Origin of the sequence: Stutzerimonas kirkiae (assembly GCF_004327335.1) — a bacterium.
Classification (GTDB): domain Bacteria; phylum Pseudomonadota; class Gammaproteobacteria; order Pseudomonadales; family Pseudomonadaceae; genus Stutzerimonas; species Stutzerimonas kirkiae.
The window spans coordinates 72,545-84,737 of the sequence record NZ_QJUO01000008.1 but is presented as its reverse complement, the minus strand read 5'-3'; the positions used below and the strand labels follow the sequence as shown (position 1 = coordinate 84,737).

At 63.0% G+C, this 12,193-nt stretch carries 12 protein-coding genes and 1 tRNA gene; 3 read left to right on the top strand and 10 right to left on the bottom strand.

All coding sequences use genetic code 11. The features are described 5' to 3' along the window. Nucleotides 1-6 precede the first annotated feature (6 nt). From DNJ95_RS06895 to DNJ95_RS06850, 10 genes are all read right to left on the bottom strand, one after another. Nucleotides 7-873 (bottom strand): ABC transporter permease, encoded by an 867-nt coding sequence (locus tag DNJ95_RS06895; protein ID WP_131183987.1) that lies wholly within the window; start codon nt 871-873, stop codon nt 7-9. A gap of 13 nt (nt 874-886) precedes the next feature. Then, nucleotides 887-1,756, bottom strand: coding sequence for an ABC transporter ATP-binding protein (locus tag DNJ95_RS06890; protein WP_131183986.1), 870 nt, complete (start codon nt 1,754-1,756; stop codon nt 887-889). A gap of 4 nt (nt 1,757-1,760) precedes the next feature. Beyond that, nucleotides 1,761-2,804: an ABC transporter substrate-binding protein gene (locus DNJ95_RS06885; protein WP_131183985.1), complete on the bottom strand. Its 1,044-nt coding sequence runs from the start codon at nt 2,802-2,804 to the stop codon at nt 1,761-1,763. A 68-nt stretch (nt 2,805-2,872) separates the two neighbouring features. Continuing rightward, nucleotides 2,873-3,766 (bottom strand): TauD/TfdA dioxygenase family protein, encoded by an 894-nt coding sequence (locus tag DNJ95_RS06880; RefSeq protein WP_131183984.1) that lies wholly within the window; start codon nt 3,764-3,766, stop codon nt 2,873-2,875. A 273-nt stretch (nt 3,767-4,039) separates the two neighbouring features. Further along, complete coding sequence (locus DNJ95_RS06875) at nt 4,040-4,801, bottom strand: hypothetical protein (RefSeq protein WP_131183983.1); 762 nt, start codon at nt 4,799-4,801, stop codon at nt 4,040-4,042. Nucleotides 4,802-4,938: 137 nt separating this feature from the next. After that, nucleotides 4,939-5,142, bottom strand: coding sequence for a hypothetical protein (locus tag DNJ95_RS06870; protein WP_131183982.1), 204 nt, complete (start codon nt 5,140-5,142; stop codon nt 4,939-4,941). 230 nt (nt 5,143-5,372) lie between these two features. Next, nucleotides 5,373-5,449 (bottom strand) — tRNA-Asp (locus DNJ95_RS06865). 130 nt (nt 5,450-5,579) lie between these two features. Next, nucleotides 5,580-6,791 carry an O-succinylhomoserine sulfhydrylase gene (locus tag DNJ95_RS06860; RefSeq protein ID WP_131183981.1) on the bottom strand — a complete coding sequence of 404 codons (1,212 nt, stop codon included), beginning with the start codon at nt 6,789-6,791 and terminating at the stop codon, nt 5,580-5,582. Nucleotides 6,792-6,818: 27 nt separating this feature from the next. Then, nucleotides 6,819-8,333: an amidophosphoribosyltransferase gene (purF, locus tag DNJ95_RS06855; protein WP_131183980.1), complete on the bottom strand. Its 1,515-nt coding sequence runs from the start codon at nt 8,331-8,333 to the stop codon at nt 6,819-6,821. 68 nt (nt 8,334-8,401) lie between these two features. Then, a complete protein-coding gene (locus DNJ95_RS06850) occupies nt 8,402-8,914 on the bottom strand; it encodes a CvpA family protein (protein WP_131183979.1) in 513 nt (170 codons plus the stop codon). Between the two features lie 705 nt (nt 8,915-9,619). Here DNJ95_RS06850 and dusA point away from each other — a divergent pair. From dusA to tal, 3 genes are all read left to right on the top strand, one after another. Then, nucleotides 9,620-10,630 (top strand): tRNA dihydrouridine(20/20a) synthase DusA, encoded by a 1,011-nt coding sequence (dusA, locus tag DNJ95_RS06845; RefSeq protein WP_276330878.1) that lies wholly within the window; start codon nt 9,620-9,622, stop codon nt 10,628-10,630. A gap of 432 nt (nt 10,631-11,062) precedes the next feature. Continuing rightward, the gene (locus DNJ95_RS19655; RefSeq protein ID WP_276330877.1) at nt 11,063-11,185 is read left to right on the top strand and encodes a hypothetical protein; all 123 of its coding nucleotides are present in this window, start codon (nt 11,063-11,065) and stop codon (nt 11,183-11,185) included. 53 nt (nt 11,186-11,238) lie between these two features. After that, on the top strand, nt 11,239-12,159 hold the full coding sequence (tal, locus tag DNJ95_RS06840; protein ID WP_131183977.1) for a transaldolase: 921 nt from the start codon (nt 11,239-11,241) through the stop codon (nt 12,157-12,159). Nucleotides 12,160-12,193: the final 34 nt, after the last annotated feature.

Sequence of the window (12,193 nt, the reverse complement as noted above, 5' to 3'; positions counted from 1 at the left end):
GGGTTATCAACGCTGCATCCCCCAGCGCTTGACGGTGATCCGTTCGACGCTGGCGAAGATCAGGTTCTCCACCAGCAGGCCGATCAGGATCACCGCCGCCAGGCCGGCGAACACCTTGTCGGTGTACAGCTCGTTGCGGTTCTGGAAGATGTACCAACCCAGCCCGCCCTTGCCGCTGGAAGCGCCGAACACCAGCTCGGCGGCGATCAGCGTGCGCCAGGCAAAGGCCCAGCCGATCTTCAGCCCGGCGAGGATCGACGGCAGCGCCGCCGGGATCAGGATGAACAGCACGAAGCGCAGCCCCTTCAGGCCATAGTTGCGCCCGGCCATGCGCTGGGTCTCGGACACGCCGAGAAAACCCGCGTAGGTATTCAGCGCCAGCGCCCAGAGCACCGAATGCACCAGCACGAAGATCAGGCTGTTCTCGCCCAGGCCGAACCACAGCAGCGACAACGGCAGCAGGGCGATGGCCGGCAGCGGGTTGAACATCGCGGTCAGCGTCGACAGCAGGTCGCGGCCGAGCTGCGTCGACACCGCCAGGGTGGTGAGCAGGAAGGCCAGGACGATGCCGAGCAGGTAGCCCTTGACCAGCACCGATAGCGAGATCGCCACCTTCTCCAGCAGTTCGCCGCTGCCGATGCCCTCGACGAAGGCCCTGGCGGTCTGCACGAAGCTCGGCAGCAACAGGTCGTTGCCCTGGTAACGCGCCGCCAGTTCCCAGAGCAGTGCCAGTACCAGCAGGATCAGCGACTTGCGCAGCCAGCCCTGCTGCCACAGGCGCTGCCACGCTGGCAGCTCGCGCTCCAGCTTGAAGTCCGGCAGCGGCTGCGGGGGGATTTCGTATTCCTCGCGCCGCGTGGGGGAAAGACTCATGATTTCACGCTCCTCAGTAGGCGATGCGGATGTCGTGGAAGCCCAGCTCGGCGCCACTGCCGCCCTCGCCGTCCTCATCGAACAACAGCCGGTGGATACGCTGCGCGGTCTGCTGGAAGGCCACACCACCGAGGCTGTGCAGATCGAACTGGTGGCTGTTGATTTCCGCCCGTACCCGCCCGGGGTGCGGCGACAGCAGCAGGATGCGGTTGCCGACGATCAGCGCCTCCTCGATGGAGTGGGTGACGAACAGCAGGGTGAAGCGCACCTCCTCCCAGAGTCGCAGCAGCTCTTCCTGCATCTTGCGCCGGGTCAGGGCGTCGAGCGCGGCGAACGGCTCGTCCATCAACAGGATCTTCGGCTGCATGGCCAGGGCGCGGGCGATGGCCACGCGCGCCTTCATGCCGCCGGACAAGGTATGCGGGTAGGCATCGGCGAAGGCCGCCAGGCCAACCTTGTCCAGGTAATGCAGGGCTCGCTCCTCGGCTTCGCGACGGCCCAGGGTGCGCGAAGCCAGCAGCGGGAACATGACGTTCTGCCTGACCGTCTTCCACGGCGGCAACTGGTCGAACTCCTGGAACACCACGATGCGGTCAGGCCCCGGCTCGCGCACCTGCGTCCCATCCAGGCGGATGCTGCCGGCGACCGGCTCGATAAAACCGGCAACGGCCTTGAGCAGGGTCGACTTGCCGCAGCCGGAAGGGCCGAGCACGACGAAACGATCGGCGCGGTCCACCTCGAAGCTGACTTCGTGAGTGGCGCGCACCACGCGCTGCGGGGTGCGGTATTCCAGGCTGACCTGCTCCACCTGCAGTAGGGTGTCGAAGGCGTTGGCGGCATGGCGCGGATTGCTGGCCGTGTGGCCTTGCAAGGGGGCGTTCATGGCATCAGCTTCCCTGGCCGATGGCGGCGTCTTCGAAGAAGTAGTCCTGCCAGGAGGCCGGCTTGTTCTTGATCGCACCGACGCGATGGAGGAAGTCGGCCAGCGGGTAGGTGTTGGTCGGCGTCACGCTGAACTGGATCTGTTCGTTGTCGATGATCTTCAGCAGGTCCTCGCGGCTGATCTTCGCCCCGGTGACGCGGATGTAGGTGTCGGCCGCCGCGCCCTTGTCGTTCTGGGCGAACTCGGCCGCCTCGGCCAACGCGGCGACGAAGGCCTTGTAGGTCCTGGGGTTGTCCGCACGGAACTTCTCGGTGGCGTAGAGCACGGTCGGCGAGTTCGGCCCGAGCAGTTCGTAGGTGTCCAGCACCACGTGCACGTCGGGGTTCTCCAGCGCCTGGTTCTGGAACGGCGGGTTGGAGAAATGCGCGGTCAGCTCGGTGCCGCCGGACAGCAGCGAAGCGGTGGCGTCCGGATGCGGCAGCGCCAAGCTGTATTTGTCCAGGCGGTTGAATTCCTTGTCGCCCCACTGCTTGGCGGCGGCGTACTGGAGGAAGCGCGACTGCACCGACACGCCCACCGCCGGCACGGCGATACGGTCCTTCTCGGTGAAATCTGCGATGCTCTTGACCTTGGGGTTGTTGCTCAGCAGGTAGTAGGGAAAGTTGCCCAGCGAGGCCACGCCCTTGACGTTCTGCCGGCCATGGGTGCGGTCCCACACGGTCAGCAGCGGGCCGATACCCGCCCCGGCGATGTCGATGGCGCCGGACAGCAGCGCATCGTTGATCGCCGCGCCGCCGGACAGTTGCCGCCAGTCGACCTTGATCTCCAGGCCGTCGGCCTTGCCGTGCTTCTCGATCAATTGCTGGTCACGCACCACGTTGAGCAGCAGGTAGACGATGCCGAACTGCTCGGCGATGCGAATCTGCCCCTCGGCCTGGGCCGCCTGCGGCGCGGCCAGGGTGCCGGCCAGCAGGCTGAAGGAAAGGCCGATGCCGGCGACCAGCCGGCCGAAACGGGGAATGAAGGGAAAGCGCTTGCCTGACGACATGTCGTGACTCCATGGAAAAGGGATGGCGGATGTATGGAAAAGCGATGGCGGACGAACCAGGGGCAAACTCAGAACGGAACGTCGCCCTGGATGGTCGTGCGGTGCATGCGTCGGCGCAGATGGCCAGGGCAGCCGGTGGCCAGGTGGATCAGCGCGCGGTTGTCCCAGAACAGCATGTCGTGCGGCTGCCACTGATGGCGGTAGATAAACTCCGGACGGGCGCTGTGGGCGAACAGCTCGGCGAGTATCTGCCGGCTTTCGTCTTCGGGCAGGTCGAGGATGTGGGTAGTGAAATTCTCGTTGACGAACAGCCCCTTGCGCCCGGTTTCCGGGTGGCTGCGCACTACCGGGTGGACCACCGCCTTGACCTCGGCCAGTTGTGCCTCGGTCAGGGTCGGCCGGCGGATGCCGGAAAACACTTCGTCGGCGTAGCGCGCGGTGTAGGAATGCGCCGCGCGCTTGCCCTCGATGGCCTGGCGCAGCTCGCCCGACAGGCTCTCGTAGGCCAGTTGCTGGCTGGCGAACAGCGTGTCACCGCCCTCCTCCGGCAGTTCCTGGGCCAGCAGCATGGAGCCCAGGCTGGGAAACTCCTTGTAGGACAGGTCGGAATGCCAGAACTTGCCGGCATCGCCCAGGCCGATCGGCTGGCCGTTCTCGACGATATTGGAAATGATGAAGACTTCCGGGTGCCCGGACAGCAGGAACTGCTTGAGCACGTGGATTTGCAGCGTACCGAAGCGGCGGCTGAAGGCGATCTGCTGCTCGGGGTCGATGCGCTGCTCGCGGAACACCAGCAGGCCGTGATCGAGATGAGCGCGGTGGACACGGGCGAAATCGTCGGCGCCCAGTGGCCGGCCAAGGTCCAGGCCGATGATCTCGGCCCCCAGAGGCGCATCGAGAGGAATGACCTCGAAGTGTTGTGCCGACACCTCGTTGGTATGGGTAGTGGCAACAGCCGACATAGAAAGCTCCATGCAAAAGCGCCAGCGGCGCATCGCTTTGACAGGCCACTGCTCGGGCCTTGTCCCTGGTGCGGCAGGCCGATTGTTCGGCTGCCAGGCATGGAGCGACTATATAGATATAAAAAAATCAATATAAATACATTTTAGGAATATATTTATGATCCACGCTCAGCCCGGTCGATAGCCAACGCGCGACATGGACCACGGATTGGCCGGCGCAGATACACGAAAGCCCCGGCAGTCGCCTGCCGGGGCTTTTCGATCACAGCGGAATCAGAATGCCAGGCCCAGCTTCAGGCCGACCTGCTCCTGCTTGAGCTTGGTGCGCTGGGCGACGACATTGCCGCTATCCAGTTGATAGCGCGTCTGGGTGTAGTACAGACCCGCGCTCACGGGCAGGTTGTTGATGCCCTTGTTCCACAGGAAGCTCAACTCACCATAGGGGTTGACCTTGTCCTTGAGATCCACCGACTCGCTTTCGTCCCCGACCTTGAGCTTGCTGCGGCCTTCGATGGAATAACGGGCACCCAGTTCCAGGCGTACCGTATAGCCGGGCGTCAGGTAGTTGTAACCGACACCGGCCTTGGCGAATGGCTGCTTAGTGGTCAGCTTGACATCCTCTTCGGTAAAGCCGATGCGCACGTCATCCTGCTGCACACGCCCCCAGTCATAGCCACCACCGACGATGAAGTCCAGGTAGTTGTTGATGCTCAGGGGCGCGCGCAGGCCCACATCGAACTCGGCCTTGGCCGCTTTGAACTTGGTATCGCCCTCTTTGCCGTACTGGCCTTCCGCACCGATCTGATAGACGACGCCTTCCTGGCCGGTCAGCTTGTTGCCGAAGTTATAGTACAGGCCGCCCTGATTGACCCTGTCCTTGTCACTCTCGCCGTCCACGGTCAGCTTGTACTGGTTATGCGAACCGATCAGGCCAATGTTGGAAACAGGGCCGGTCACCGAATCCGCATAGACATGCGAGGTACCGGCCAGACAAACGCCAAGAGCCGTTGTTGCCGCAAGTCCACTCATACGCATGGATGTCACTCCTTAATCAGATCTTCCAGATAGTGCTGTATTGCACGGTCCATGATCTTGACTCGGGCTTTATCCAAGCGGTTCGCGCAGGGCTGACGAACGGTATCCGCCCTGCGCCCGGGCCGACGGCCCCGCTCTCACTGACGCTCTATGTCGCAGGAATTGCAGGCGACCAGGCCGCTCGGCTCCCCCTCCAACAGCACCAGCGCACGCTGCAGGTCGATGCGCAGGGGTTCTATTTCCACCACGGTGCCATGCCGGACCTGACGCGGCAGGCCGGGTGGCAGATGATGCTCGGGGACACGCACACGCTGGCCGACATGGAGTCTGTTTATTGTCATTGTCCACCCTCCACGGGATATCGCTGGAATAGAGGGTATAGGCCAGAGACCCACGGACAGCCAGGCGCCCTTGTTGCCAAATACGACCGCATGGCGGCGGCGCTGTCAGGCCCCGAGGAAACGGGATGAAAGCGATGAGGGCGGTACCGGAGGGTAGAAACGAAAAAGCGACCGTGAAGGTCGCTTTTTCGTCGATCGCTTGCGCAGAAACCTGCGAACCGATCATTGTATGGCGCAGCGGACGGGACTCGAACCCGCGACCCCCGGCGTGACAGGCCGGTATTCTAACCGACTGAACTACCGCTGCGCGTCGGCTGGGCTTTCGCCCATTCCACAGGTCCAGCGAGCGGCTTATCGGGCCGTTCATCCTGTGAGGCGCGCAATTTACTCATCCACCATGAGCAAGTCAACACTTTGCCGGTGTTTTCCCAGGGCGATCACAGCGCCGCCAGCCCACGGGCCAGGTCGGCCTTCAGGTCGGCGATATCCTCCAGCCCCACCGCTACCCGTATCAGGCTGTCCTTGATACCGGCACTGGCCCGCTCCTCGGCGGAAAGGCGGCCATGGGAGGTGCTGGCCGGATGGGCGATGGTGGTCTTGGTATCGCCCAGGTTGGTGGTGATGGAGATCACCCGGGTGGCGTCGATGAAGCGCCAGGCGGCTTGCTTGCCGCCCTTGACCTCGAAACTGACCACGGCACCGAAGTCCTTCTGTTGGCGCTTGGCCAGTTCATGCTGGGGATGGCTGGCCAGGCCGCTGTAGTAGACATGCTCGATGCCAGGCTGGATTTCCAGCCACTGCGCCAGTTGCAGGGCGCTGGCACAGTGGGCCTGCATACGGATACGCAGGGTTTCCAGGCCCTTGAGGAAGATCCAGGCGTTGAACGGGCTGAGCGTCGGCCCGGCGGTGCGCAGGAAGCCGACGACGCTCTCCATCAGCTTGGCGCTACCGGCCACCACGCCACCCAGCGCCCTGCCCTGGCCATCGATGTACTTGGTCGCCGAGTGCATGACGATATCGGCGCCAAGCTGCAAGGGTTGTTGCAGCGCCGGCGTGCAGAAGCAGTTATCCACCGCCAGCAGGGCACCATGGGCATGGGCGATCTTGCCCAGGGCGGCGATATCCACCAGTTCGGCCAGCGGGTTGGAGGGCGATTCGACGAACAGCAGGCGGGTATTGGGCTTGAATGCGCCCTCCCAGGCGGCCAGGTCGGAGAGCGGCACGTAGTCGACCTGCACGCCGAAGCGCTTGAGGTATTTCTCGAACAGGCTGATGGTCGAGCCGAACACGCTGCGCGAAACCAGCACATGGTCACCGGCGCTGCACAGGCTCATGGCGATGGAGAGGATCGCCGACATGCCGGAAGCGGTCGCCACGGCCTGCTCGGCGCCTTCCAGGGCAGCGATGCGTTCCTCGAAGGCGCGCACGGTCGGGTTGGTGTAGCGCGAGTAGACGTTCCCCGGCTGCTCGCCGGCAAAACGCGCCGCGGCATCGGCCGCGCTCCTGAACACATAGCTGGAGGTAGGGAACAGCGCCTCGCTGTGCTCGCCTTCCGCGGTGCGATGCTGGCCGGCACGCACGGCCAGGGTGTCGAAGGCCGCCTGGTCCAGGTCGCTGTCCAACCGCCCGGCATTCCATTCTGTGGTCATGATTCTTTCACCTCGTCACGGCGGCCATCAGGCCTGGGTGTTGTACAGCCCGATGGTTTCATCGCTGATAAGCGCGACACGGGATTTGTTCAGGTCGTTGCGGCTCTCTTCGATGCGGTTCAGATAGGCTTCATCGACATCGCCGGTCACATACTGGCCGTCGAACACCGCACAATCGAAGTGCTCGATCTTGATCTTGCCGCCACCCACCGCCTCGATCAGGTCCGACAGGTCCTGGTAGACCAGCCAGTCACTGCCGATCAGCTCCGACACTTCCTCGGTGCTGCGGCCATGGGCGATCAGTTCATGGGCGCTGGGCATATCGATGCCATACACGTTCGGGTAACGCACGGCCGGCGCCGCCGAGCAGAAATAGACCTTCTTCGCCCCGGCTTCGCGCGCCATCTGGATGATCTGCTTGCAGGTGGTGCCGCGCACGATGGAGTCGTCCACCAGCATCACGTTCTTGCCACGGAACTCCAGGTCGATGGCATTGAGCTTCTGCCGTACCGATTTCTTGCGTGCGGCCTGGCCGGGCATGATGAAGGTGCGGCCGATATAGCGATTCTTCACGAAACCCTCGCGAAAGCGCACCCCGAGCCGGTTCGCCAGCTCCAGCGCGGCACAGCGGCTGGTGTCGGGGATAGGGATGATCACGTCGATATCGTGGTCCGGGCGCTCGCGCAGGATCTTCTCCGCCAGCCGCTCGCCCATGCGCAGGCGCGCCTTGTAGACCGAGACGCCATCCATCATGGAGTCCGGCCGCGCCAGGTAGACATGTTCGAAAATGCACGGCGCATAACGCGGATCACGGGCGCACTGGCGGGTATAGAGCTCGCCCTGCTCGGTGATGTAGACCGCCTCGCCCGGCGCCAGGTCGCGGATCAGGGTAAAGCCGAGCACATCCAGCGCGACGCTTTCCGAAGCGATCATGTACTCGACGCCGTCATCGGTCTGGCGCTGGCCGAACACGATCGGGCGGATGGCATAGGGGTCGCGGAAACCGACGATGCCATAGCCCGTCACCATGGCCACCGCGGCATAACCGCCACGGCAGCGCTCGTGCACCTTGCTCACCGCGGCGAAGATATCCTCCTCGGTCGGTTGCAGCTTGCCGCGCTGGGCCAGCTCATGGGCGAAGACATTGAGCAGCACCTCCGAATCGGAGTTGGTGTTCACATGGCGCAGGTCTGCTTCGTAGAGCTCCTTGGTCAGTTGCTCGACGTTGGTCAGGTTGCCGTTGTGCGCCAGGGTGATGCCATACGGCGAATTGACATAGAACGGCTGCGCCTCCGCCGAGGTCGAGCTGCCCGCCGTCGGATAGCGCACATGGGCGATACCGATGTTACCGACCAGGCGCTGCATGTGGCGCTGCTGGAATACATCGCGCACCAGGCCGTTGTCCTTGCGCAGGAACAGCCGCTCACCATCGCTGGTCACGATACCCGCCGCATCCTGCCCGCGGTGTTGCAGAACGGTAAGCGCGTCATACAGCGCCTGATTGACGTTCGACTTACCGACAATGCCGACAATGCCACACATGCAAGGAACCCCTCAGTTATTTCAGGCTATCCGGGCATCGGCCTGGGCCGGCCCCGTGGTCAAACAGCTCAATCCGATACGTTGAGCGAACTGGAAATCCACTGGCCGCCAAAACCCAGGATAAGGTTCTTCGACCAGTCGGCAATCAATAGAAAATGCGGTATCAGCGTGGACTCGCGCCACCATGGGTCTTCCGCGACCGGAGCCAGGCTCAGTAGCCCGACCAACGCCACGATCAGCAGGCCGCCACGGGCGGCGCCGAATACCATGCCGAGAAAACGGTCGGTGCCGGACATGCCGGTGACGCGGACCAGCTCGCCGATCAGGAAATTGACCAGGGCCCCCAGCAGCAGGGTCAGCACGAACAGAATGACGCAGGCACCGATGACCCGGGCCGAAGGCGTGCTGACGAAAGGCTCCAGATGGTGGGACAGCGATCCGCCGAACATCCAGGCCACCACACCCGCGACGATCCAGGTCAGCAGCGACAGGGCTTCCTTGACGAAGCCCCGCCTGAGGCTGATCAGGCTGGAAATTGCGATGATGGCGATGATGGCCCAATCGACCCAGGTAAAAGCCACGGTAATCTCAGGCAGAGAAGAAGGCGGCGCATTTTACCAGAGCCTCCGGCATCGGGTAAGCGAAAAACCGATCCCACGGGGTAATCGAATGAGCGCTCACCTGCGCTCCCGGGCGGGCGGCAGTGCGAGCGGATTGGCAATAGTGTGACTGGCTTGAGGATCGAAGAAGCGCGACCTCGGGGTCATCGTCCCTGAGCGAATGCCTGGTGACGGGACGGGGCACGCGTGAATACATCCCTGTAGCGCTTCGCCGAGCCCATCGCCAGGCATCCGCACAGCCACTAGCTGTGTGGTGCCTGAAAGAAAAAGCCAGTGAGACCGAATCCCTATGAATGAGGCGACCCGGCACTGAGGGCTCTTTCCATAGTCACCGCCGTATTTGCCGCGAGCCCGGCCAACCCTGTTACGAAACCTTCGTCGGCCGGGACGCCGACGAAGATCGCCCCCTTATCCATATGGGCGACGGGTTCATGCGAGTTTCGTAGCGGCACCGGCCAGGGACAACGGAGCACCGACAGCAGTGTACCGCCAATCGCAGACTTTATTGGCAACCCGGTCGCGACGCATCGCCCTACAGCCTGGCTCGACTCATCGTGCGCAGTCGCTCATGCGCTAGAATGCGGTCTTACCTCTCCCTGATGCATGGGCGCTTGCGCGCGATACGCCGCTCTTGCACAGGCAAATAACCGTGAACGAGCAACCCTCTTGAAGTCCGTAGAACCCCAAGAATCCTCAGCAACCCCAGCCGGCCCGTCCAGGAAGTTCTCCGTCGCACCGATGATGGACTGGACGGACAGGCACTGCCGATATTTCATGCGCCGGCTGTCGCGGCATGCGCTGCTCTATAGCGAGATGGTGACGACCGGGGCGCTGCTGCATGGCGATGCCGAGCGCTTCCTGCGCCATGACGACAGCGAACAGCCCCTGGCATTGCAGTTGGGCGGCAGCGACCCGCGGGCACTGGCCGCCTGCGCCGGCATGGCCGAGCGAACGGGATACCGGGAAGTCAATCTGAATGCCGGCTGCCCCAGCGACCGGGTACAGAACAATATGATCGGCGCCTGCCTGATGGCGCATCCGCAACTGGTGGCCGAATGCGTCAAGGCCATGCGGGATGCGGTCGGCATCGACGTGACGGTCAAGCATCGCATCGGCATCAATGGCCGCGAGAGCTATGGCGAGTTATGCGACTTCGTCGGCCAGGTCCACGAGGCGGGTTGCCGGACCTTTATCGTGCATGCGCGCATCGCCATCCTCGAAGGGCTTTCGCCGAAGGAAAACCGCGAGATACCACCGTTGCGCCACGAGGTCGCCGCTCGTCTCAAGCAGGACTTTCCCGAGCTGGAGATCATCCTCAATGGCGGTATCAAGACACTGGATGAATGCGCGGCGCATCTACAGTGCTTCGATGGCGTAATGTTGGGCCGCGAGGCCTATCACAACCCCTACCTGCTGGCCGAAGTGGATCGGCGCTTCTTCGCCTGCGCCACCCCGCCCATCAGCCGGGCGCAGGCGCTGGCAGAGATGCGGCCCTATGTGCAGCGGCATCTGGCGGAGGGTGGCGCCATGCACCATGTGACTCGTCATGTGCTCGGGCTGGCTCAGGCTTTCCGAGGGGCCAGGCGTTTTCGGCAACTGCTGTCGGTGGACATCCACAAATGCAGCGATCCGCTGGCGCTGCTGGACCAGGCCATCGCCCTGCTGGAGGGGCATTGAGGCCGGGCCTTGGCATAACGCGGTGCTTAAGGCGCGCTTGACACGCGCAGCAAAAGTGGCATTGTGCCTCGCCTTGTGCTAGGGTGCGTTCCGCCGCTGGGTGATAGGTGCATGGGAATCATCGACTCTCGCGCCTCAAGCGGCAAGCAGCACTAAAGACACGCAGGCTGGATTGGGCCGAAAATACCCATTGCGTGCAAACCGCCTCTCTTGAGATCGAGAGCCGGCAACGACTTTACTCTCCCTTTGCTTTCATGGCGCAACCCTTTGCACATGGATGCCTCTTGCAGATGTTCTGCTAGATCTCAACCGTCCTCACTGGCATCACCTCCCGTCGAGACAAACCGTTACTGGCCAGCACATCGCTGGCCGGCATCCATTACGCAATGGCCGTGGATTTTTCACCCGGCCTGCTCGACACGAGAGTTCATCATGACAGTACCCATCATTTGCCGTACCTATCGCAAACCCGCCAATCAATGCGACTGCTTCCGCTGCCGCCCCCTGATCACCTATTCCAGCCTCAAAAACAACGACCTGCGCCTTCGCGATTGAGCGCCAGCGGTCGCTCGGGTAATGTCGTCCCACTCCCCGGATAGAGATTCCCCATGACTTCCAAGCTGGAACAACTCAAGCGGTTCACCACGATCGTCGCCGATACCGGCGATGTCGACGCCATCGCCAGTCTGCAGCCGATCGACGCCACCACCAATCCTTCCCTGCTGCTCAAGGCCGCCGCATTGCCCCGTTATACCGGGCAACTGGCCAGCGCCAGGGCCGGCAGCCAGGGCGACCCGGCCAAGGCCTGCGACCTGTTCGCCGTAGCCGTAGGCAAGGAAATACTCGAACTGATCCCCGGAAGAATTTCCACGGAAGTGGACGCCAGGCTGTCGTTCGATGGCCAGGCCACTTTCGAGCGAGCGCTACGCCTGATCGACCTTTACCAAAGCCAGGGAGTGGGAAAGGAACGGGTCCTGATCAAGATCGCCGCGACATGGGAAGGCATCGGTGCGGCCCAGCGGCTGGAGCGGGAAGGCATCCAGACCAACCTGACCCTGCTGTTTTCCTTCACCCAGGCCGTGGCCTGCGCGCAGGCCGGGGTCTTTCTGATCTCCCCCTTCGTCGGGCGTATCTATGACTGGTACAAGCAGCACGAAGGAAAGGAATACGCCCCCGAGGAAGACCCTGGGGTACGCTCGGTCAAGCGTATCTACGACTATTACAAGGCCCACGCCTACGGCACCGTGGTCATGGGTGCCAGCTTCCGCAACAGCGGGCAGATCGAAGCCCTCGCCGGTTGCGACAGGCTGACCATCAGCCCGCAATTGCTGGCCAGCCTGGAAAGCGAAAACGGTACACTGGAACGCAGGCTACGTCCCGGCGCGGGGTCCGAACCGCTTATCGACCTGGACGAAAAAAACTTCCGCTGGGGCCTGAACGAAGACGCCATGGCCACGGAGAAACTGGCCGAAGGCATTCGCCAGTTCGCCAGGGATCAGGAAAAACTGGAAGCCCTGCTCGGCGCCTGAACGCGCGGTACTTTCGCAGGATGCGCCAGCCGAT

Excerpts from the sequence above, each read along its gene's own strand:
- DNJ95_RS06895 (WP_131183987.1), bottom strand. The coding sequence starts at position 873 with ATGAGTCTTTCCCCCACGCGGCGCGAGGAATACGAAATCCCCCCGCAG.
- DNJ95_RS06890 (WP_131183986.1), bottom strand. The coding sequence starts at position 1,756 with ATGAACGCCCCCTTGCAAGGCCACACGGCCAGCAATCCGCGCCATGCC.
- DNJ95_RS06885 (WP_131183985.1), bottom strand. The coding sequence starts at position 2,804 with ATGTCGTCAGGCAAGCGCTTTCCCTTCATTCCCCGTTTCGGCCGGCTG.
- DNJ95_RS06880 (WP_131183984.1), bottom strand. The coding sequence starts at position 3,766 with ATGTCGGCTGTTGCCACTACCCATACCAACGAGGTGTCGGCACAACAC.
- DNJ95_RS06875 (WP_131183983.1), bottom strand. The coding sequence starts at position 4,801 with ATGCGTATGAGTGGACTTGCGGCAACAACGGCTCTTGGCGTTTGTCTG.
- DNJ95_RS06870 (WP_131183982.1), bottom strand. The coding sequence starts at position 5,142 with ATGACAATAAACAGACTCCATGTCGGCCAGCGTGTGCGTGTCCCCGAG.
- DNJ95_RS06860 (WP_131183981.1), bottom strand. The coding sequence starts at position 6,791 with ATGACCACAGAATGGAATGCCGGGCGGTTGGACAGCGACCTGGACCAG.
- purF (WP_131183980.1), bottom strand. The coding sequence starts at position 8,333 with ATGTGTGGCATTGTCGGCATTGTCGGTAAGTCGAACGTCAATCAGGCG.
- DNJ95_RS19655 (WP_276330877.1), top strand. The coding sequence starts at position 11,063 with ATGACAGTACCCATCATTTGCCGTACCTATCGCAAACCCGCCAATCAA.
- tal (WP_131183977.1), top strand. The coding sequence starts at position 11,239 with ATGACTTCCAAGCTGGAACAACTCAAGCGGTTCACCACGATCGTCGCC.